Genomic DNA, 22736 nt, shown 5'->3' with positions numbered 1-22736 from the left:
TATTAATCAATTAAGGTTTTACAATCCCTTCTAATAAGTTGGCAAATCCCTGCATATAGGCGGTGTTCATACTGCTGGTGCGAGTGGCGGCATAAAGCTGACAATATACCCCTAGTCCATTTTCAGTTTTTAGTGGACGTGATACCACCCAACCTTTGCGTTCATATTCTGCCACTACCCAATCAGGCAATGCTGCCACACCACGCTCACTGGCAACAAGCTGTACCAGCATGGCAGTCAGCTCGGTGGTGCGTATTTTGGCAAACTCTTTGCCCGCAGGTGCCATAAATTTGGCAATGACATCTAGGCGTTTACTTTCGACGGGGTAGGCAATCAGCGTCTCGGCTGTTAAGTCTGCGGGGGTGATTTGTTCAAGTTTTGCCAGTGGGTGAGTGGGAGAGAGTACCAAGCGACTTTCGTATTCAAAAAGACGCTGATAATGTAGCCCTTCTATCGGTAAATCACTGGTGGTAATCAGTAAATCAATGTCCCCTTCTAATAGTAAATGATGCGGTTCAGGCTCAAAACCTGTGGCAAAGTCGAGTTCAACATCTGACCATTCTCGGCGGTATTTATTCAATATCGGCATTAGCCAATCAAAACAACTGTGACATTCTGAGGCAAGGCGTAATCTGCCTGCTTGTCCGTGGGCAAGGCGTTTTAGGCTCATTTTGGTGCGGGTGACTTGTGGCAAAATGCTGTCTGCCAGTTTAAGCACTTCAAGCCCTGCGGGGGTGAAGCTCAGCGGACGGGTACGGCGATTGACCAAACTGATGTCGTAATAGTTTTCTAACTCTTTGAGCTGATGTGAGACGGCGGAGGCAGTGACGTGTAGCTCTTCGGCGGCAGCAGCAAGTGAGCCATGGGCACGTAAGGCTTTGAGGGTGTTAAGGTGGCGAAGTTCTAGCATAGTGTGAGACCAATTTAGTGTATTGCTAATAATAAGAAGTAATGATTAAGTAAACTGCTAAGGTGTTCATAAGATAGTTGGCTATTATACAGTATTCATTGCAATAATTAAAATAATTCATCTTAAAATGAATAACATGATTTTTATTCATTAAACAAATGACGTAAGATACTCACTATCGAATCTAACTACTTTCATTTAATGGTTTAATTTTCACCAAAGGAGTATTTTATGAGCACACCTACCCATATTTTAGGTTATCCTCGTATTGGCGACAAACGCCAAACCAAATTTGCCCTAGAGCGTTATTGGAAAGGCAAGCAAGACAAACAAGCAACCCTTGAGGCATTGCAAGCGGTATTTACTACTAATATTCAAGACCAAATCGACGCTGGTCTATCTATTGTAACTACTGGTGATTTTGCCCACTATGATTTGGTATTGAGCCAAGCGGTTGCCTTTGGTATTCAGCCACCTCGTTTTGAAGGGGCAGAAACTCTAGATACCTTTGACCGTCAGTTTTATTTTGCCCGTGGTCGTGACCATACTGGCAAATATGAAGACAAAGCGGCGTGGCAGATGACTAAATGGTTTGACACCAATTATCACTATCTTGTGCCAGAGCTAGAAGCTGAGCAAAGCTTTGATAATGTTGATTTCACTCAAATCTTTAAACAAGTTGCCGACGCACAAGCCCTACTAGAAAAAAATGGCAAACAAGACACGCCATTAAAAGTGGTATTGGTAGGTCCAGTAAGCTTTTTATACCTTGCCAGCTCAAAAGCAGAAGACAAACTCAGCCATCTTGATAAGTTGCTACCTGTCTATGCTGACCTATTAAATCAGCTTGGTGAAAAAGGTGTGCAATGGGTACAAATGGACGAGCCTATTTTGTCACTTGACCTAGAAGGCAAATGGCAACAAGCGTTTGAGCGTGCTTATAATGGTTTACAACAAACCCCACCTGAGCTAATCGTTGCCAGCTACTTTGATACGCTAGGTAATAACTGTCATTTGGCGTGTAACTTGCCTGTTAGTGGTGTGCATATTGATGTGACTCGCACCAACAAGCCTAAGCAATATATCACGCAAGTGATTGACCACCTACCAAGCCACAAAACCCTATCTATCGGTGTGGTTGATGGACGTAGCGTCTGGACAACTGACCAAACTAAAGTACAAGAATTGTTGGCAGGTGCTTATGAGCGTTTGCAAGACAGATTGTGGGTCGGTACTGGCTCATCATTGCTACATTTGCCAGTAGATTTAGCGTCAGAAGATGTGCCAAGCGAGCTACAAGGCAAATTGGCATTTGCTAAGCAAAAACTTAAAGAAGTGGTGATTTGTGGTCAATTGGCAACAGGCGATGTCAAAGCTGATGCTAATGCCACTGACATCAAACTAACCCCATACAATGATGATGCACAGGTGCGTCAAGGGGCATTTAGTGAGCGTTATGCCAAACAGCAAGACAAGCTTAACTTGCCATTGTTCCCAACCACTACCATTGGTTCGTTCCCACAAACCAGTGAAATCCGTAAGGCTCGTAGCCAATGGAATAAAGATGAGCTATCAGATGCTGATTACAAAACAGCGATGCAAGCAGAAATCAAACGTGCGGTAGAAGAGCAAGAAAAACTAGGCATTGATGTATTTGTTCATGGTGAAGCTGAGCGTACCGACATGGTCGAATACTTTGCTCAATATATGGACGGGTTTTGGTTATCAAAAAATGGTTGGGTACAAAGCTACGGTACTCGCTGTGTGCGTCCGCCCATCGTGGTTGGTGACATCAGCCGTCCAAATGCGATGACTGTAGAATGGATTAAATACGCTCAAGATTTAACTGATAAACCAATGAAAGGTATGTTAACTGGTCCTGTGACTATTTTGAACTGGTCATTTGCTCCAAGTGATGCCGAAACTCGTGACATCTTACGTCTGCAAATTGCTGAAGCGATTAACCAAGAAGTGGGCGATTTACAAGATGCGGGCATTAGCATTATCCAGATTGATGAGCCTGCTTTCCGCGAAGGTTTGCCACTAAAACAAGCTGACCAACCTCACTACTGGAGTGAAGCGGTTAAATCATTTAAGCACTCTGCAAGCTGTGCCAATGAAGACACGCAAATTCATACACACATGTGTTATTCAAGCTTCCATGACTGCTTAAATCATATCTCTGATATGGACGCAGACGTGATTACTATCGAAACTTCACGTTCAGGCTTGCAGTTATTAGATGCGTTTAAAAATGACGGCTACCACAATGCCATTGGACCGGGTGTGTATGACATTCACAGCCCACGCACCCCAGACAGCAGTAACATGCAGGTGGTGATTGATGAGGCTCAAAAATACATTCCAGTTGAGCGTCTATGGGTGAATCCTGACTGTGGTCTAAAAACTCGTAACTGGGAAGAAACCATTTCAGCGTTGCAAAACATGGTAGAGATGACCAAAAAAGTACGTGAAGTGTACGCTTCTTAAAACTTGAACTTTTGATGCAGTAATTGCGCTCAAAAACTTGTTATGTATGTTATGTATGTGACATGCGTTACAGAAAAACCCCGCTATCTAGATAGCGGGGTTTTTTGCTAATTGAGAAAAATTATTAATAAAAATTGTTAATAAAGTCAATAAAAACAACAGCATAGTTAAATTATACTAATTTTTTTTATAAAAAAAACTTGCTATAACTATAACTTTTACTTATTATTAGGCACGCTGTCTGTTTTTCAATTTTTAACACAGACAATACATTTGGTAACAAAGATTTAGTAGGTTGTAACTAGGACAGTTTTGTCGTGCCATGATATTTACCCAGTTTAGTGAATATAAGATTGGATAAAACAATGCAAACATGTCCAAACGCAGCATGAGATTAAGGACATGACTATGTGGAAAAACATGGGACTCACAGGCAAAATTATCATTGCCATGGTACTCAGTATTGCGCTGGGACTCTTTTTTAACTATTCAGGTTTAAACGTTGAAGGTGGGTTTGTTAACACCTATTTGACCAATGGCTTATTTGCTATTGTTGGTAAGCTATTTGTTAACTCCCTCAAAATGCTGGTTGTGCCTTTGGTACTTATCTCACTGATTTGTGGTGTTTGTGGTATCGGTGATATTCGCTTGCTTGGTCGTATTGGTTCAAAAACCTTTTTTATGTATATGCTGACCACCGCATTAGCCATTGCTACCGCCATTGGATTGGGTAGTATATTTGGTATTGGTAAAGGCATGAATTTGCCAACAACGGCAACATTTGAAGCCAAAGAAGCACCACCACTGATTGATGTTTTCTCCAATATCATTCCCTCAAATCCCATCAGCTCGATGGCAAATGGCGATATGTTATCGATTATCTTCTTTGCTATCTTGGTGGGTGTCAGTATCTTAATGGTAGGCAAGCCTGCCAAAGGATTGGTACAGAGCCTAGAGCTGATTAATGAAGTCATCTTAAAAATGGTGACAATCATTATGAACCTTGCCCCTTATGGTGTCTTTGCCTTACTTGCCAAAGCGATGGCGGATTTAGGTTTAGATTTGATTGTCTCCTTACTTGGCTACGTGGCAGTATTGGTGGGCTCATTGGCATTCCATTTCTTTGTCACCATGATGATTATCCTAAAGTTATTCTCAGGATTATCCATCAAGACATTTTTAACCAAAATGAAAGAAGTACAGATTTTTGCCTTTAGTACCTCAAGCTCAAATGCCACGATTCCAATTACCTTGCGTACTGTGACGAAGCGTATGGGGGTGAATAACTCAGTTGCTTCGTTTACGGTTCCTTTTGGTGCGACCATCAATATGGACGGTACAGCAATCATGCAGGGAACGGCGACCATTTTCATTGCCAATTTATATGGCATTGATTTGGGCATTACGCAGTATTTGACCGTTATTTTAATGTCTGTTTTGGCATCGATTGGTACAGCAGGTGTGCCAGGTGTGGGCTTGATTATGTTGTCAATGGTATTTGCTCAGGTCGGCTTGCCAATTGAAGGTATTGGTCTGATTTTGGGTGTGGACCGTTTGCTTGATATGCTACGGACAGCGGTCAATGTTGGCGGTGATGCCGCAGTAACGACGATTGTGGCGAAGTCTGAAAATAAAATGGACATTGCTGTGTATAACGACCCAGATGCTGGTACAAAAGATGTCTTTGATGCACATATTGACCCTGACAATGAGCGTGAATTATCTAATATTATGAATGATGGTGTGTTGGGTAGTGAGTATGATGAGTTGAAAAAAGCGTAAGCAGCTTCGCTTATTGAAAAACATACTTGCTAACTTATTGATATAAAAAAAGCCCTCAAATTAATTTGAGGGCTTTTTTATGGGTGAAATTTATTGCAATTCTTTGATTATATAGTCAGCGAAGTTATAAACTGGTACAAGGCAGGCGAGTGCAGATAGTACGATTGGACAGCAAACGAGCTTAACACCGTAACAGTTATCAAGTTCGTTGACTATATTTGGAATAACTTGGTGAATAAGGCTTTAACCAAACACATATTTTGTCACCATTGCCAGACACACCAACACAATAACTGGACGTATAATTTTGCTACCCCCTTTAACAACCATGTGCGAGCCAGCATAAGCTCCGATGACTTGTCCAACCATCATCGCTAGTCCAACCTTCCAAAGTACATTACCGCCTAGAATAAAAAATATCAATGAAGCAATATTGGTGGATAAGTTTAATATTTTAGCTGCCCCTGTTGCGGCAATAATCTGGCGTCCTCGTAGTGCCACATTACCTAACGCAAAAAACATGCCGGTACCTGGGCCGACATAACCATCATAAAAGCCAATAATCGGCGCAACGATTTTTTGCCATGACGATTCACTAATGCGAGGTTCAGCTTCTACTTCACCAAGACTGGGGGCAAATAACGTATAGATACCAATGGCAGCAATCAAAAAAGGAATGAGCTTTTCAAGTAGGTCAGGAGGGGATAGCTGTACTGCAATGGTGCCAATGACTGAGCCAATAAAAGCACCAATAATGGCAGTCTTGATATTAGAGGGCTTTACTACGCCTTTTTTTATCATGGTAATAGAGGCTGCAAATGCCCCTGAGCAGGCTTGCAGTTTATTTGTACCAAGGGTTAAAACAGGTGGAATATTCGCCAGTAGCATGGCTGGAATGGTCAGCAGACCACCACCACCCGCAATGGCATCAATAAATCCTGCAATGGCAGCCGTGGCACTAAGCAGCATAATAACTTCAAACGACAGTGAAATATCCATAGTAATCTCAATAAATAGTCATCGCAATAATTGGGTCAATCTCAATGATAGAAAAATGATGTTAGTACACAGTAAATAAACCAAATAGCAGGATTTTTAGGGACTGTGAGGGAGTATGAAAATCAGTGTGAATAAGGTGAATATTGTTATTTAAATGAATAGTGATTGTAGCACAACCTTATATATATCCATGCTGTTTGTGGATTGGTGTGATTGTGTGACAAAAAGGTCGCAAATTAGCAAAATGATACGGTTTTGCGGAGGGTTTTTCATTATAGTAGTGACTTCTATTTTGTCACCACCTGCTAAAATATAGTCGACTCAATACAAAACTGGCACAAAGTCAAACTCGCTGGCAGTACTACTTGTACACCTTTGCTCGTTTCCTTTGTAACAGTATTATCTTGAATTGACTATAATAGCAGTATTTTATTACTAACATTTTGAGGAGAGATGATGTCAATACGACGGATAAAGCAGTTTTTTGAGTTTGATGCCGCAGGGGGAATTGTATTAGCACTGGCTGCCCTTGCTGCCATGATTGTCGCAAACTCTCCGTTGCATCAGTGGTACGCAGGCTTTATCCATGCACCAGTGGTGGTACAAATTGGCAGTTTAAACATTAATAAAGATGCGCATCATTGGATTAATGATGGTTTGATGGCGGTGTTCTTTTTTTTGGTGGGACTAGAGCTTAAACGTGAAGTACTTATTGGGGAGCTATCCAATTTAAAGCAAATTATATTGCCTGCCGCTGCTGCCATTGGGGGCATGATTGTACCTGCAATGATTTATATTGCCTTTAATCATAACAATGCAGATTATATGCAAGGTTGGGCGATTCCTGCTGCCACTGATATTGCCTTTGCCATTGGTATTTTAAGCTTGCTTGGCAGCCGAGTACCCAATTCATTAAAGGTATTTTTGGTATCAATTGCCATTTTTGACGACATTGGCGCAATTTTGATTATTGCCTTATTTTATACTAGCCAGTTATCCTTTACTTCATTAATGATTGCAGGGGGGTGTTTGCCATTTTTATATCTACTGAATCGGCGTAACGTAACCTCTATTACTCCCTATTTATTGTTTGGATTAATTATGTGGGTGGCGGTGTTAAAGTCAGGTGTGCATGCGACACTAGCGGGGGTGGTTTTGGCATTTTTTATTCCCATGCATGATAAAACAGACCCAGAGCATTCCCCTTTAGAAGAGCTTGAGCATGATTTGCATGGTACGGTTGCCTTTGGTATTTTGCCTTTATTTGCCTTTGCCAATGCAGGTATTTCGCTACAAGGGGCGGGGTTTGATAGCTTATTTCACACTGTACCACTTGGTATTGCCGCAGGATTATTCTTAGGTAAACAAATTGGTATTATGTTTATGTGTTGGCTGGTTTTGCAGTTGGGACTTTCAAAAATGCCTACAGGTATGGATTATAAACAAATGTATGGGGCAGCGTTGTTATGTGGTGTTGGCTTTACCATGAGCTTGTTTATCGGCGGACTTGCCTTTGGTGGTATTAGCGTTGATTTTGATGAGCGTTTGGGTATCATCATGGGGTCAATTATTTCAGGATTGGCTGGTTATTTATTATTAAAAGCCATACTAAAAGAAACACCTGATGAGACTGCTGTAGATTTAAGACAATTGCATTGATTTGAACTCATAATTAAGTTGCTGGTGTTGATGAATTCTTAGTTTATGATAGGATATTAGGTGTATTGTATATTATAGAAAAACTACTATAAAAAAGTAAAAATAGTAACAATATCCATCAATAGCAACAATAACAGTGCAAAGGAAGATGTCAAATGAGAATAAGATTATCAGAGCATTACAGCAAGCTCACATTATTAACAATGACCATGATGTTGTGTAGTTGTGCGACCCTATCAAAAGAAGAATGTCTGACAGGCAACTGGGAAGCCATTGGTTTTAGTGATGGTGCAGCAGGATACAGTGCAGCACGTTTAAATAGCCATAATAAAGCATGTGCAAAAACAGGCGTTGCGGCAAATTATCATGCATGGGAGCGAGGGCGGCAGGCAGGTCTTAAACAATATTGTACTAAAGACAATGCCTATCAAAAGGGCAAACGTGGTTATACATTAAATGCTGTTTGTCCTGCTGATATGACGCCCTTATTACAACGCATCAATGCTGATGGTAGAGCCTATCATGAGGCGCAAAGTCAACTACAACAAACAAAGCGTGAGCTGGAGCAGCATCAAGAGCAGTATCGTAAGCTGCGTGATGGGGATAATCTTGAGTTTAAATCCGAAAAAGAAGCTCGAGACTATCTGCTAAGTTTGCCTGAGACCATGCGTATAGAGCAGCAGCGTATCATAGATTTGCAACAGCAGATAAATAGCTTGCAGCGTCAATATGGCTATTGATATTAATAGTTATTCGCATGAAAAAGATGGCTTTTTTAAAGGTGATTTTTTTAAAGAAGGTTTTCGTCGACATGGGCGCACCACCAGCGTAGATGAGCATGCTAATCTACAAGTACTTAAACGTATTCGTAAATATCTGCTGCCCAAAGATTTTCAAATATCGCCGCAGTTATTGTCACAAATGGCAGATGGTTATGACATTGGCGACCCAATTACTGATAACTTATTGGCGCAAAATATCCGCTTTTCCAAACCCTTACAAGCTCATATCCTGCATTCTCATACTGGTGGGACGCAAATAGACAGTAACTATGCAGACAATAACACAGATAATGAGACTGCGAAAATACCTTTAAAATTGAGCCAATCGAGTGAGTTTTTAACCTTAACTGAGCAGTTTAGCCAGCACCCTGATTGGTTTGAGCCAAAACTTGCTGAAATAGGAGCGATTGCTTATCGTCGTTATCCATTGATGCTGATTTGGTTATTGCGTAATGTGGCATTGATGGCAGGATATAGTATTCCTGCGCTGTCTTTACCGTTGATTAAAACAGGTGCATTGGTACATGATGCACTGCCAAGACTTATGCGTACCTATGCCTATATTTTGGCGGTGTCAGAATATCCTGAGTTGAATGGCTTGAATCAGGTATTGGCAGTGGGCAGTGAAGGTTGGCGACAGAGTATCAATGTACGTCAAATTCATACCATGGTACGTCAAAAGCTACTTAAAGATGGCTGGGACACTGCCTATTGGGGCATACCAATTAACCAAACCGATATGGTAGCAACACATTTGCAGTTTTCTTTATTGATTATGCGTGGGCTAAAAATTTTAGGGGCGCGTATCAGTGATGAGGAAGCGGCTGGTATATTGCATTTGTGGCAGTTAGCCAGTTGGTGGCTAGGCATCGACTTACAGCGTATTCCCGATAATGAGCAGGCATGTTGGGAGTGGTTATATACTTATCTTGCCATTCAGCATTTGGATTTTGAATTTGGCAAGCCATTGGCGCAGGCATTGCATGATTTACCCACCCAAATTATGGGAGAAGACAATCGTCGTGGTCGTTTTGTTGAGTTGGTCAATGCCAGTGTCACCCGTACTTTGGTCGGTGATGATATTGGTGATGGCTTGTCACTGCCGAAATCACGCTGGCGATTTGGCGTGTTAGCCAGTGTGCCTTTATTGTTTGGATTAGACAGTGCCAGATTACACAGTCAGATGGCAGCCGATAAATTATCAGTATTTCGCAGTAAACGCCAAGATAATATGAATTGGTGGCTTAAGCAGCATGATAAATATTATCAAAGCTGATGGTGTTTATTTCTTTTGCTACTACTTTTTTATAGTAAATTTGATAGTATTAATTATACTTGGATTCACATAAATAAGATGCCGTAGTCTGTATTTTTTGTTATACTGTGCTGCTGGTAGACTAGGCGATCGCCGTTATATGATGTATATCATATGAGGGAGGAAAGTCCGGGCTACATAGGGCAGTGTGCCAGCTAACCGCTGGGCGGGGTAACCCGACGACAAGTGCAGCAGAGAGAAGACCGCCTTAGCATCTTTGATGATAGGGTAAGGGTGAAAGGGTGCGGTAAGAGCGCACCGCATGACTGGTAACAGTTCATGGCAAGGTAAACTCCACACGTAGCAAGACCAAATAGGCATCGGTATGGCGCGGCCCGCGTTCGGTGCGGGTAGGTTGCTTGAGCGTACTGGTAACGGTACGCCTAGATGAATGATTGTCCACGACAGAACCCGGCTTATCGGTTTACCAGCTCATATTTTACTGCCATTTTATACTACTAATAAGGTTGTCAAGTAAGTTAAAAATAAAATTTTGCGGATTTTATGCAATTTAGGGTTGACGTATCTGTCTAGCTTGGGCATAATACCGACCCTTAAAAGGCGATGTAGCTCAGCTGGTTAGAGCGCACGACTCATAATCGTGAGGTCAAGAGTTCAAGTCTCTTCATCGCCACCATATTTTATAATAAAGTCAGTCACCCAATTATATACATGGGTGGCTGGCTTTTTTATTGATTATTACTATCTTGCATACTATTCCTTGACTATAGATTTTATACTACTAGAAAGTTACCCACTGGTATCTCTTCGTATTTTCCTACATAATAGCTTGTAACTTGATTTACTCCCCCTTATTATAGAATCCATTTTTTGTGAAGTTAGCCATACTTATGTCTGTAGAATTGCCTCCTTACCGTCCTGTCAAGCACCGTAGTGGTCTTAAGGTTATGGGAGCTGCCTTCCATGCCTTATTGATGCGTGAGCTACAAACCCGATTTGGTGGTTATCGCTTGGGCTATCTGTGGGCACCATTAGAGGTGATTTTTCAGGTAGGCATCTATTTAGTGATATTTGGTACAGTAATGACACGGGTTATGCCAGGAATTAATTACTCATTATTTTTAGTCGCTGGATTAGTACCTTATCAGATGCTAAGCCGCATTGCGATTCGTTCATTGGGTGCAGTGGAGGCGAATCAAGGTCTGTTGATGTATAGGGCAGTACGCCATATTGATGTGATTATTGCTCGTTCATTTTTAGAATTAATTATTTATTTTTTTACCTTTGTTTTACTTTTAGGTACACTAAGTTTTTTTGACATTTATCCAAGTGTCTCTCATCTTGATGTTGTATTATTTTGTTGGGTGACTTTATTTTTATTTAGTTTTGGTCTGGCATTGATTATGATGGTCATTGGTCATTATGGTGGTGAGATTAGTAAAGTCGTTAGCTTAATTTTTACTGTATTATATTTTGCTTCAGGAATAATTTACTCTATTCATGTGGTGCCAGAGCCTTATTTAAGCTATTTATTATATAACCCATTTATTCATAATTTAGAGCTGATTCGCCATGCTTTATCTCCGACTTATCCCGCCTATCATATTGATATGGGTTATTTTTTAAAATGGATGATATTTGTCGATTTTTTTGGTTTATTGCTGTATAAGGCAGTCGAAAAAGATTTGATTCGTTCAAAGTAGACACAAGTCATTTATTATTTAGTATTGGATAAGCCAGTGATTGAAGTTAGACACATTACCAAATCGTTTATGACCAAAAGAGGTCGCCATTATTTGTTTAAAGATTTAAATTTGTTGATTGAAGATAAGCAAAGTGTTGGATTACTAGGACGTAATGGGGCAGGTAAATCTACACTATTGCGTATTATTTGTGGCTTAGATGAACCAGATAGTGGTGAGATTATCACAGACGCGACCATCTCTTGGCCAGTGGGTGTTGCTGGTGGTTTCCAGGGTAGTTTAACGGGTCGACAAAATGTGCGTTTTGTGTGCAGGCTTTATTCTAGCGGCGATTATATTGAGGAGAAAATCCGTTTTGTCGAAGAATTTGCGGATATTGGTAACTATTTTGATATGCCAGTGAAAAGCTATTCTTCGGGTATGAAATCGCGGTTAACATTTGGGCTTAGTTTGGCGTTTGATTTTGATTATTATATGCTTGATGAGGCAGGTGCAGTTGGTGATGCAGCATTTCGCAAGCGTAGTGAAGCTATTTTAGAGGCACGGCGTGAGCAAGCAGGATTTTTAATGGTGTCGCATAATTTGGGTGATATTGAACGCAACTGTGATATTGGTATTGTGTTAATGGATCAAACAGCACATGTGTTTGATGATACAAAAGAAGCGATTGAGGTATATAAAGAGCATGTCCACAAAGCGAAAAAATAAGATCATTAACTTCTCGCTATTTATCGGTTTGGTTATTATACCGTGGGTGTTAATTATTTTCTATGTTATGGTATTGGCGCATCCTCGTTATGTCACCACCTCTGATGTGGTGGTTAAACAAGTTAGTGAGGCCAATGTACCAGCAGCAGGCGGGTTAGGTGCTTTATTGGGTGTTAGTAATACCAGTGTGGAAGATGCCAATTATCTCACCGAGTTTATTTTATCCAATGATATGATTAAACAGTTGGATAACAAGTTTGATTTTCGCAGCGCTTATTATATTGATGGTAAAGATCTCTTATATGAGATTGCTCCAGATGCGTCTCAAGAAGAATTGTTGAAGTACTTTAAAAAGCGGGTACATATCAGTTTGGATGAGCAAACACATGTATTAACTGTAACTACTGAAGGATTTACCCCTGAGTATGCTTACCAGCTTAATAAAGAAATACTGGCAGCGTCAGAGCAGTTTGTTAATCGTATTTCGCAGCAAATTGCCAAAGATCAATTGGTTTTTGCAGATCAGCAATTAGATGATGCGCAAACACGATTAAATAGTGCAAAAGAAGCATTGCTTAGTTATCAAAATCAAAATGAAATTTATGATCCACAAGCAAATGCGCAGCTAATCAATCAGCTTATTGGTAGTTTGCAAGCACAGTTATCTAGTTTACGTACCGAAGAGCGGCAGCTATTGAGTTACTTAAACCCTGATGCGCCACAAGTGGTGTCGTTACGTAGTCAGATTACAGCGGTAGAAAGTCAGATTCAAGATGAACAAAAGAAACTAACATCACCAAATACCACCAAGCTTAATCGTCAAGCGGTACAGTTTGAAAGTCTGAAAGCAGATGTGGAGTTTGCGACTGAGTTATACAAATTATCTTTATCTTCATTAGAAAAGGCACGGCTTGAAGCATTGCGTAAGATGAAAAATCTGATTGTGATTGCCGCACCTTATGAAGCAGAACAAGCAACCTATCCGCGCCGGGTCTATATTATTTTTACTTCATTCATACTGCTATTAATTTTTTATGGCTTTGTGCGTTTAGTCATGGCAGTTATACGTGACCATAGTAGTTAAAAAATAGGATAGTGTTTCAAAAAGTATACTGTGGTTATTTTTAATAAATTACCATAGTTTCTGCCCTCCCACTAGCCGCCTCCTAATGGGAGGGGGAACAGTTCCTTCCACTTTTGGGGGAGGATCAGGGAGGGGGTAGCATACTTTTTAGAACACCACCAAAAATAGATATTACTAAGTTAAATAAATGTTTAGGAAATTAGCAGTGATTCCTATTTATTTTAAAGACCTTAAATATGAATATAGTATTCAATAGAACAGCAACATCAAGGGAAGCATAATCATGAAATGTCAACAACGATTATTGGTTGTCACTGTTTGTACCGTTATGGGCATCTCATTGCCCTATGGGGCAGTTATGGCAGCTTCAAGCTATGCTAACCAGATGTCCGGTTCCAGCTTTGGTACCCAAGCAAATTATAGTAGCAATCATAGTAATAGTAATAATAGCAGCAATAATTATAATGGCAGTCTGCAAACTGCCAATGTGGCTACAAATGCTTTTGCATCGTCACCTGCGCAAGCGTCTATGAGTGAAGCTGTTAATACAGTCAATTCATCTGCAAACTCAGTGATTCATGCGACTTCTGCTTATCCCTATTCTTATTCTTATTCCGATGAAGACAGTCGTATGTTTGGTGCGCAATTGTTTCGTGGAGCATTTGCCACTACTTCAGGTTCGACATTTAATAACAGCTATACCATTAAGCCTGGTGATAATATCCAAGTGCGTATGTGGGGTGCTTATCAATATGCGGCGACCATGACTGTTGATCCTGAAGGTAATATTTTCTTACCTAATATTGGTCCTCTACGTGTTTCAGGCATTAAAAATGGACGACTTCAGCAGGTGGTGTCAGATGCCGTAAAGCGTATTTATCGCTCAAATGTGTTTGTTTATGCGTCATTAGAAGAAGCACAACCTGTCAAGGTATTTGTGACAGGCTTTGTTAACCAACCAGGTTATTATGGTGGATTGGCAGCAGACTCAGTATTGTCTTATTTGGATCGGGCCGGGGGCGTAGATCCTGAGCGGGGCAGTTATATTGATATTCAAATCAATCGTAATGGTCGTTTGATGCAGCAAGTCAATTTATATGAGTTTTTATTAGCAGGTAAACTTTACCCCTTTAATTTTGAAGATGGGGATGTAATTACGGTTGCACCTCAAAAGAAAACCTTTAGTGTGTCAGGTCAAGTGCAAAACGAATATATATTTGAATTTGATGTACCTGATTTGACCATTGGTGATGTGTTGGCGGTCGCCAATCCAAGAGCGGATGCAACCAATGTAAGTATTACTCGTAGTGCGGGTAAATCACAAACCAGTGAGTATTATACGCTTGCTGAGGCACAAAGTGTGCCAGTGTATAATGGTGATCAACTTGTGGTCACCTCAGATCGTTATGCTGGTTCGATTGCGGTGCAGGTACAAGGGGCTCATACTGGCAATGGGGCAGTTATTTTGCCTTATGGGGCAAGATTAAAAGATGTGGTGGCACAGTTGCAACCAAGCTCACTGGCCAACCTGTCACATTTAACCATTTATCGAGAGTCTGTTGCTAAGCAGCAAAAACGAATGATTGATAAGTCATTAGATCGCTTAGAAGAGATGACATTAGCCACTCAATCAACCACTCGTGAGGAAGCTGCTTTAAGACAAGATGATGCACAGCTTATTAAGCAATTTATTGCCAAAGCACGTAATGTTGAGCCAACAGGTCAGATTGTTGTGGTTGCCGACTCTTGGCAGGACGTGATCTTACAGCAAGGAGATGTGATTGAAATTCCTGAGCAGACATCTGTCATCACAGTCAATGGACAAGTACGTGCTCAGGGTGCGTTAACGTACAATCCAACCATGACGGTTGGAGACTATATTGCCAAATCAGGTGGATTTGATGACAATGCCGATGTTAAAGAAATATTGGTTATCCATCAAAATGGCGAGAGTGTGGTGGTGAATACGGCTTATCGTATTCAGCAGGGTGATGAAATCATGGTATTACCAGAAGTGAAAACCAAACGTGTTGAAATTGCTCGTGGTATCAGTCAGATTGTATATCAACTTGCTGTAGCAGCAAAAGTTGTTTTAAGCTTATAAGTGCATCAATTAATATTAATATCTGTTAAATAAATAAGCAAATTACCCAATATGAGCCACTTGCACAATAAGCAATCAGCCACAAAAAAACTGCCTTATACTGCGGTATTAGGGCGAGGTATGCTGCGTAATAATGCTTTATTGACAGCCTTACTAAATCAACCTGTCAAACGTTGGTATCCGTGGTATCTGTTGAGTAAACAACAACGGTATCAGGTCAAGCAGTTTGCAGGATGGGGACATAAAAAAAGCTATCAACGCGCTTATCGCACTGCTGACAGATTAAATAAACCTGCCATTAGTGTAGAAGATGGTTTTTTGCGCTCACTTGATGCAGGTATCCATAGCCGTTTTGGTTGTAGTGTGGTGATAGATGCTGTTGGTATCTATTTTGATGCCACTGATGTGTCTACTTTAGAACAGTACATTTTACATGCAAAGAATGATTGGTCTGCCAATATGCAGCAGCGAGCTGTTTCTTGTATCCATACCATTACCAAACACCATCTCTCAAAATATAATAAAACTCCTCAAACATTAGCCAAGCTACCAACGACAGGTGAGCATAAGAATAAGGTGCTTGTTATTGATCAAGTACTTGGAGATGAATCTGTTAAAGGTGCTGGAGCGAGTCAAAAACAGTTTTTATCAATGCTTAAACAAGCTTGTCGCAATCATCTAGATGCTGATATTTATATTAAAGCACATCCAGCAGCAAAAGCAGGCTATTTGACAACAGATAAAGTATTAAGCAAATTGTCTAATAAACAGCGTCAACGTATCCATATTATTGAGTGTGCTGTTAATCCAATTTTACTGTTACAACAAATGGCACACGTATATACAGTGAGCTCACACATGGGTTTTGAAGCCTTGATGTTGGGTATAAAAGTACACTGTTTTGGTGTAGCGTGGTATAGTGGCTGGGGACTAACGGATGATCAATATGCCCCACAGCGTCTATTGCAGCAGGTCAAACAGCGGCGTATGCAGTCAGTATCAAGTTTAGATTTAAGCAGAGTGGATACACAAAAGACAGGCAATAGATTTGTAAAAAATAAAGTACTGACTGCGCTGCAATCTTTACTGCCTGTTGTAAATCTGTGCTCTTATACAAAAAATATTAGCTATATATCAGCCACGCTTGAGCAGTTATTTTATGCAGCCTATATTGATTATAGCCATTATGCTGATCCTGCTGCAAAACAGTCTTGTGCCATTGAGCAAAGTATGCAGTGGTTAGTGACTAATCGAGATGCGTCGCAGCGGCTGCCAGATTTTTTAACTATTTATGAATTTAGTCGTTGGAAGTTGCCTTTTGTGCGAGATTTTTTGACGCCTGCTGTTGGATCTTTGTCAATCAAGCCAAAACCAAGATTAAAAAACTTGCTGCATCCAAAACATTTTATGGTGGACTATCAACAAGACCTATTGGTTTGGGGATTAGCAAAACGGCTGCAATTAGAAAAGAGATGTAAAGATAATAAAGTGGATACTGCCACTGCCAATATATGGTGTATGGAAGATGGCTTTATTCGTTCTAATGGGCTGGGTGCAACATTACTTGAACCATTATCGGTGGTGATAGATAAACAAGGTATTTATTATGATGCCACACGTCCTTCTGATTTAGAGGATATGTTGCGACAGTGTGCCTCATTAACGCAGGCTGAACAGCAGCGAGTGAGCCATTTACATCAGTTATTATTAGAGCGACAGGTGAGTAAATATAATGTCGGTAAGCACAATAGCTTATCAATACCCATAACAACTCAATCTTCTTTACAAGAGGTTTGTCTTATTATTGGACAAGTTGAAGATGATTTGTCAGTACAGTATTGTGGTTCATTAATTTGTAGTAATGCACAACTGATTCAGCGAGTGCGTGCAGATCATCCTAAGGCTTATTTAATATATAAACCACATCCTGATGTTGAAGCAGGGCTGCGTATAGGTAGAGTGAATCAGCGTATTTTGACATTGGTAGATCACATTGCCTATGATACTGCCATTGCAGAGTGCTTGTCTGTGGTAGATACAGTACATACCATCAGCTCTTTAACAGGTTTTGAAGCTTTATTACGCGGTAAAAAAGTGGTGTGTTATGGTTTGCCATTTTATGCAGGTTGGGGGCTCACTGAAGATAAAGACTGTGAGCTATTACCAAAAGCAAATTTTCTGTTACGGCGGCAACGGACAACACAATTAACCTTGCAACAGATGATTTACTGTGCTTTGATACGTTATCCTCTATATCACCTTCCAAAAGGGCATGGATTGGCTCAAGTTGAGCAAATCATAGATTATCTATATAATCAGCCCGAGTCTATTCCTGTGCAAAACGCAAAAAATATTCTAAATCAACGATTTATGCAGATACGTAAACATTGGTTAAGTGTATATAAGTTGTTTGTTTAATTGTTTAGGTGGTGAGTAAAACAGTTAAGTCAAGTGATAAACAATATTCAAGTGATAAACAATATTGAAAAGTATGAAAAAGATAATATAGACACTGATATACTGAAGCGTTGTATTTTAGATAGATATAGATTTATATTTGATCAGTGTGAATTACTAAATTATTCATTTAAATAAATTTTTTTAGATATACACACTTAGATAGCAGATTGCTAACAGGTGTGCTTTTATTATTTGTAATTATGGTGGTATCCTCATTTATGGCAGCTTCTATGCAACGTCTGCTTACACATCGGCATGTGTTGTTACTCCAAGGTAAAATGGGTACTTTTTTTCATCGCTTTGCTGAGTTTCTAATGCAGTGTGGGATACAGGTTAGTAAAGTGAACTTTAATGCAGGTGATGCTTTTTTTTATCGTCATGCCAAAGCTTATAATTATCAGGATACCCTGAGTGCATTTTCACCTTGGTTATCTGAGCTGATTACAAGCAAACAGATAGATGCTGTGGTTTGTTTTGGTGATTGTCGTCCACATCATGCAATAGCAGCTCAAATATGCGAGTCACTAGGCCTTTCTTTTTTTGTTTTTGAAGAGGGGTATTTACGTCCTGATTATATTACCTTACAAGAGCATGGCATTAATGGTTACTCTCGTTTAGATACCTCTGATATTCAGCAGCTAGCCACAGCTAATGATCGACCTTTATATACCCATAATCGTTTTTATCGATTGAGTATAGCCGCGACGGTGTATTATATTATTTGCCGTATATACCGCTATCGCTATCCACATTATCAGCATTATCGAGGGCTTAATGCTTGGGAAGAAGCGGGTGCTTGGCTCAAAGCACCTTGGCGCAAGTTAATAGGTTATATTCCTGACAAACAGTTGCAAAAAAAGTTAGTAGAAATATATGATCAGCAATATTTTTTAGTGAGCTTACAAGTACATAATGACTCACAGATTACGCACCACAGTAATTATGATGATATTACTGATTTTATTACTGAGGTGATCACAAGTTTTGCTCAGTATGCGAAGCCAAATCAGCTATTGGTGTTTAAGCATCATCCTTTAGATCGTGGACATCGAAACTATACTAGACTGATTCAGCAGCTGGCTGTACAACAGGGTGTTGAAAAGCGTGTATTTTATGGTTGTGATATGCATTTGCCAACTTTAATTAAACATAGTATAGGTATGGTGACAGTTAACAGTACCACAGGGTTGCAATCGATTTACCATAAAAAACCAACCAAAGTGATGGGGCGGGCTATTTATAATATTGCAAAACTTGCTGATCCTAAGCCATTGGCTGAGTTTTGGCAACAGCCACAATTACCTGATCATGAGTTTTATGGAAAATTTCGTGAGTTTTTAATTGAACAAACGCAGCTAAATGGTTCATTTTATGGGCGCTCTCCGTGGATGAAAAAATATTTAGTCACAAAAAGATAAGATGGACTTTAGCTTAGAGAAGTTTTAGTTTAGAGACTATAGTATATAAGCTGTTCTGTTAGAAGAAGATATTACCTTTTTTATCGTTGCTTATGATGAAAACTGATAGAATAAGGTAGTATTGCTCTACAGCAATAAAAATCAAGTCTCATTTAATCATTTGACTATCAATCATACAGTCAGTGATACAGTGATTAAAAACCAACAAAATATAAATGAGTTTCAAAATAATATTTACAATATTTTATTACTCCACTTTTAATTAATAATGAAGCAGTAGGTATACGTGACCGCATTAGCAAATATTCGAAATTTTTCTATCATTGCCCATATTGATCATGGCAAATCTACCTTGGCGGATCGTTTTATCCAAACGTGTGGTGCTTTGCAAGATAGGGAGATGCAAGCACAAGTCCTAGATTCAATGGACATTGAGCGTGAGCGTGGTATTACCATCAAAGCGCAATCTGTGACGTTGTACTATGATCATCCGAATGGTGAGCGTTATCAGCTTAACTTTATTGACACACCTGGACATGTTGACTTCTCTTATGAGGTATCTCGTTCACTTGCTGCTTGTGAGGGCGCATTGTTAGTTGTTGATGCCGCTCAAGGTGTGGAGGCGCAGTCAGTAGCAAACTGCTATACCGCCGTGGATCAAGGACTGGAGGTTTTGCCTGTCCTCAATAAAATTGATTTACCTCAGGTAGAGCCTGAGCGAGTTATTCAAGAAATTGAGGATATCATTGGTATCGAAGCAATAGATGCGCCCCGAGTATCCGCTAAGTCAGGTTTAGGTGTTGATGAGCTTTTGCAGGTATTGGTAGAGCGTATTCCTGCACCAATTGGTGATCGTGATGCCCCACTACAGGCATTAATTATTGATTCGTGGTTTGATAACTATTTGGGTGTGGTGTCTTTGGTACGGGTACGTCAAGGTACGTTGCGTAAAAATGACAAAATCTTTATTAAATCGACCAAAGAGTCGCATCTTGTTTCCTCAACGGGCGTATTTACTCCTAAACCATTAGAAACGGAAGTGCTTGAAGCGGGTGAAGTTGGCTTTGTCATTGCGGGGATTAAAGACATTCAAGGCGCGCCGGTAGGTGATACCATCACTCATGCCAAAACACCAGATGTTGATCGTATTCCAGGTTTTAAACAAATAACTCCACAGGTGTATGCAGGGTTATTTCCAGTTGACTCCAGTGATTTTGAAAAATTTCGTGAAGCACTACAAAAGCTACAAATCAATGATGCGGCATTATTTTTTGAGCCAGATACCTCAGATGCATTGGGGTTTGGTTTCCGCTGTGGCTTTTTGGGTATGCTACACATGGAAATCATTCAAGAGCGTTTAGAGCGAGAGTATGATCTTGATTTAATCACCACTGCACCCTCGGTGATTTACCAAATTAAGAAAAAAGATGGTGAAGTGATTCAAGTGGATAACCCATCACGGCTGCCTGATGCAGGTAATATTGATGAATTTCGTGAGCCAATTGCACGCTGTCATATACTTGTACCACAAGATTATTTGGGTAATGTGATGACGCTTTGTATTGAACGTCGTGGGGTACAAGTTGATATGCGCTTTATGGGTAAGCAAGTACAGCTAGTTTTTGATATTCCCATGGGTGAGGTGGTGATGGACTTTTTTGATCGCCTAAAATCTGTGTCTCGAGGCTTTGCTTCACTTGATTATAATTTTGATTGTTATAAAGTGGATAGATTGGTAAAAGTAGATGTACTTATCAATGGTGATAAAGTAGACGCATTAGCCATGATTTGTCATCAAGATCAAGCCCGCTATCGAGGCAATCAGTTGGTTGAAAAAATGAAAGAATTGATACCTCGGCAAATGTTTGATGTGGCAATTCAAGCTGCGATTGGCAGTCAAATTATTGCCCGTAGTACAGTAAAGGCGATGCGTAAAGATGTATTGGCGAAGTGTTATGGGGGTGATGTGTCGCGCAAGAAAAAACTACTGTCTAAGCAAAAAGAAGGCAAAAAACGTATGAAGCAAGTAGGCAGTGTTGAGATTCCACAAGAAGCATTTTTAGCAGTATTGCAAGTTGATAACCAGTAAGGCTGGCATATGGATTTTGATTTTAATTTAATTTTAGTACCAGTAACGCTGATATTAGGGGTTATCTGGTTATTAGATAAGTTGTGGCTAAAGCAGCATGCCAGTGGGCGAGTGGTGGACTCTCAAGCAATTAAAGATGCACAGGCAGCCTTAGAGCGTCATCAATCTACTTTTGAGCAAAGTTTAACCGAGCATCATATTAGTTATGATGATATTGATAAAGTAGTCATAGAAGATGCCCCTGTTGCAGTAAAGCAAGCTCAGCGTGAATACCGTGATGCTAAGCGCCATGTTTATGTGGTTAGTCATCCACAACAAACAAAACAAGAACATTTTTTGATCAGTTGGGCGTATGATTTTTTTCCCATACTTGCTGTGGTATTGATTGTACGTTCATTTATTATAGAGCCATTTAATATCCCATCATCATCAATGGTACCAAGTTTATATACAGGTGATTTTGTTGCGGTTAATAAATTTGATTATGGTATTCGATTGCCACTTACTTACACTAAAATACTAGATACTGGTAGTCCAAAGCATGGAGATGTGGCAGTTTTTCGTTATCCACAAAATCCTAAGATTTATTATATTAAACGTATTATTGGGCTACCTGGTGATACAGTTAGCAATCACAATGGTCAGTTATCTGTAAATGGGAATATAGTAGAGACAGAAAAGATTGACTATCATCCAGATAATTCTTTAACTGAGCAATTATATACACCAGAAAAAGATAGGTCTAATGCCAATAGAGAGTGGCGATTATCTCCTGTAGATGCACAACAAAAAGGAGAAATAGAAGAGCAGTATGCCAGTTATTATCAACAACAGTTAGGTAAGCATACCTATCTTAGACGTTATTTATCTCCACCAGCCCTATCTAATGACTACTCCCCTTTTTTAGGCAAGAGTATTAATCATAATAGTGATTGGGAAGTCACTGTGCCGCAAGGAGAATATTTTGTTTTAGGTGATAACTCTGATCGTAGTGCAGATGGACGGTTTTGGGGCTTTGTACCTGATGAAAATTTGGCAGGAAAAGCGGTCTATATTTGGATGCATAAAAAACCTGGGTTATTAAATATGCCAACTTTTTCACGCAATGGTACTATTGATTAACTGCTATCTTATCGTGTGTCTCGTTGAATGCTTATAGGATCAAGCCTAGGGTTTGTTAAAATTTCACCCCATCAGGCTAAAACCTACAAATGTTCAACAGACCCTAATAAAGATTAAAAAATTATTATATTTATTAGATGAAAGAATATT

15 protein-coding genes, 1 tRNA gene, 1 other RNA gene and 1 pseudogene are annotated in these 22736 nt (G+C 39.9%); 16 read left to right on the top strand and 2 right to left on the bottom strand.

Annotated features, from left to right (window positions below; translation table 11 throughout):
* Window positions 1-10: 10 nt before the first annotated feature.
* Complete coding sequence (locus tag FHK89_RS12115; protein ID WP_230660754.1) at window positions 11-910, bottom strand: LysR family transcriptional regulator; 900 nt, start codon at window positions 908-910, stop codon at window positions 11-13.
* Between the two features lie 231 nt (window positions 911-1141).
* Between FHK89_RS12115 and metE the strand changes: the two genes are divergently transcribed.
* Both metE and FHK89_RS12105 read left to right on the top strand, forming a co-directional pair.
* Window positions 1142-3400 carry a 5-methyltetrahydropteroyltriglutamate--homocysteine S-methyltransferase gene (metE, locus tag FHK89_RS12110; protein WP_230660753.1) on the top strand — a complete coding sequence of 753 codons (2259 nt, stop codon included), beginning with the start codon at window positions 1142-1144 and terminating at the stop codon, window positions 3398-3400.
* Between the two features lie 408 nt (window positions 3401-3808).
* The gene (locus FHK89_RS12105) at window positions 3809-5182 is read left to right on the top strand and encodes a dicarboxylate/amino acid:cation symporter (protein ID WP_230660750.1); all 1374 of its coding nucleotides are present in this window, start codon (window positions 3809-3811) and stop codon (window positions 5180-5182) included.
* 243 nt (window positions 5183-5425) lie between these two features.
* Here the strand turns inward: FHK89_RS12105 and FHK89_RS12100 are convergent, their stop codons facing one another.
* On the bottom strand, window positions 5426-6181 hold the full coding sequence (locus FHK89_RS12100; protein WP_230660747.1) for a TSUP family transporter: 756 nt from the start codon (window positions 6179-6181) through the stop codon (window positions 5426-5428).
* Between the two features lie 456 nt (window positions 6182-6637).
* On the opposite strand from FHK89_RS12100, the gene nhaA reads away from it, so the two are divergent.
* The 14 genes and pseudogenes from nhaA (at window position 6638) to lepB (ending at window position 22586) form a co-directional block, all read left to right on the top strand.
* A complete protein-coding gene (gene nhaA, locus FHK89_RS12095) occupies window positions 6638-7840 on the top strand; it encodes a Na+/H+ antiporter NhaA (RefSeq protein WP_230660744.1) in 1203 nt (400 codons plus the stop codon).
* Window positions 7841-7995: 155 nt separating this feature from the next.
* Window positions 7996-8580, top strand: coding sequence for a DUF2799 domain-containing protein (locus FHK89_RS12090; RefSeq protein WP_230660741.1), 585 nt, complete (start codon window positions 7996-7998; stop codon window positions 8578-8580).
* Window positions 8570-9898: an oxygenase MpaB family protein gene (locus tag FHK89_RS12085; RefSeq protein ID WP_230660738.1), complete on the top strand. Its 1329-nt coding sequence runs from the start codon at window positions 8570-8572 to the stop codon at window positions 9896-9898. The genes FHK89_RS12090 and FHK89_RS12085 overlap by 11 nt, the downstream gene beginning before the upstream one ends.
* A gap of 113 nt (window positions 9899-10011) precedes the next feature.
* Window positions 10012-10372, top strand: an RNA gene (gene rnpB, locus FHK89_RS12080) — RNase P RNA component class A.
* 125 nt (window positions 10373-10497) lie between these two features.
* Window positions 10498-10574 (top strand) — tRNA-Met (locus FHK89_RS12075).
* Between the two features lie 214 nt (window positions 10575-10788).
* Window positions 10789-11601, top strand: a complete 813-nt coding sequence (locus FHK89_RS12070; RefSeq protein WP_230660735.1) for an ABC transporter permease — start codon at window positions 10789-10791, stop codon at window positions 11599-11601.
* Between the two features lie 36 nt (window positions 11602-11637).
* On the top strand, window positions 11638-12309 hold the full coding sequence (locus FHK89_RS12065; protein ID WP_230660732.1) for an ABC transporter ATP-binding protein: 672 nt from the start codon (window positions 11638-11640) through the stop codon (window positions 12307-12309).
* Window positions 12287-13393 carry a capsule biosynthesis protein gene (locus FHK89_RS12060; RefSeq protein WP_230660729.1) on the top strand — a complete coding sequence of 369 codons (1107 nt, stop codon included), beginning with the start codon at window positions 12287-12289 and terminating at the stop codon, window positions 13391-13393. The genes FHK89_RS12065 and FHK89_RS12060 overlap by 23 nt, the downstream gene beginning before the upstream one ends.
* Before the next feature lie 283 nt (window positions 13394-13676).
* Window positions 13677-15497 (top strand): polysaccharide biosynthesis/export family protein, encoded by a 1821-nt coding sequence (locus FHK89_RS12055; RefSeq protein ID WP_230660726.1) that lies wholly within the window; start codon window positions 13677-13679, stop codon window positions 15495-15497.
* 51 nt (window positions 15498-15548) lie between these two features.
* Window positions 15549-17915, top strand: coding sequence for a capsular polysaccharide biosynthesis protein (locus FHK89_RS12050; protein WP_230660722.1), 2367 nt, complete (start codon window positions 15549-15551; stop codon window positions 17913-17915).
* 260 nt (window positions 17916-18175) lie between these two features.
* The gene (locus FHK89_RS12045) at window positions 18176-19375 is read left to right on the top strand and encodes a capsule biosynthesis protein (protein ID WP_230660719.1); all 1200 of its coding nucleotides are present in this window, start codon (window positions 18176-18178) and stop codon (window positions 19373-19375) included.
* A 286-nt stretch (window positions 19376-19661) separates the two neighbouring features.
* Window positions 19662-21464, top strand: coding sequence for a translation elongation factor 4 (gene lepA, locus FHK89_RS12040; protein ID WP_230660716.1), 1803 nt, complete (start codon window positions 19662-19664; stop codon window positions 21462-21464).
* 9 nt (window positions 21465-21473) lie between these two features.
* A pseudogene (locus FHK89_RS12035) lies at window positions 21474-21569 on the top strand (signal peptidase I); the annotation flags it as partial.
* 6 nt (window positions 21570-21575) lie between these two features.
* Entirely contained in the window at window positions 21576-22586 is a 1011-nt protein-coding gene (gene lepB / locus FHK89_RS12030) for a signal peptidase I (protein ID WP_230660940.1), read from the top strand.
* Window positions 22587-22736: the final 150 nt, after the last annotated feature.

Origin of the sequence: Psychrobacter sp. I-STPA10, from assembly GCF_021012795.1 — a bacterium.
Lineage (GTDB): Bacteria > Pseudomonadota > Gammaproteobacteria > Pseudomonadales > Moraxellaceae > Psychrobacter.
This window is presented reverse-complemented; position numbering and strand designations above follow the sequence as displayed.

Excerpts from the sequence above, each read along its gene's own strand:
- FHK89_RS12070 (WP_230660735.1), top strand. The coding sequence starts at position 10,789 with ATGTCTGTAGAATTGCCTCCTTACCGTCCTGTCAAGCACCGTAGTGGT.
- FHK89_RS12045 (WP_230660719.1), top strand. The coding sequence starts at position 18,176 with ATGGCAGCTTCTATGCAACGTCTGCTTACACATCGGCATGTGTTGTTA.
- FHK89_RS12085 (WP_230660738.1), top strand. The coding sequence starts at position 8,570 with ATGGCTATTGATATTAATAGTTATTCGCATGAAAAAGATGGCTTTTTT.
- FHK89_RS12100 (WP_230660747.1), bottom strand. The coding sequence starts at position 6,181 with ATGGATATTTCACTGTCGTTTGAAGTTATTATGCTGCTTAGTGCCACG.
- FHK89_RS12050 (WP_230660722.1), top strand. The coding sequence starts at position 15,549 with ATGAGCCACTTGCACAATAAGCAATCAGCCACAAAAAAACTGCCTTAT.
- FHK89_RS12115 (WP_230660754.1), bottom strand. The coding sequence starts at position 910 with ATGCTAGAACTTCGCCACCTTAACACCCTCAAAGCCTTACGTGCCCAT.
- FHK89_RS12105 (WP_230660750.1), top strand. The coding sequence starts at position 3,809 with ATGTGGAAAAACATGGGACTCACAGGCAAAATTATCATTGCCATGGTA.
- FHK89_RS12090 (WP_230660741.1), top strand. The coding sequence starts at position 7,996 with ATGAGAATAAGATTATCAGAGCATTACAGCAAGCTCACATTATTAACA.
- FHK89_RS12060 (WP_230660729.1), top strand. The coding sequence starts at position 12,287 with ATGTCCACAAAGCGAAAAAATAAGATCATTAACTTCTCGCTATTTATC.
- metE (WP_230660753.1), top strand. The coding sequence starts at position 1,142 with ATGAGCACACCTACCCATATTTTAGGTTATCCTCGTATTGGCGACAAA.
- FHK89_RS12055 (WP_230660726.1), top strand. The coding sequence starts at position 13,677 with ATGAAATGTCAACAACGATTATTGGTTGTCACTGTTTGTACCGTTATG.
- nhaA (WP_230660744.1), top strand. The coding sequence starts at position 6,638 with ATGTCAATACGACGGATAAAGCAGTTTTTTGAGTTTGATGCCGCAGGG.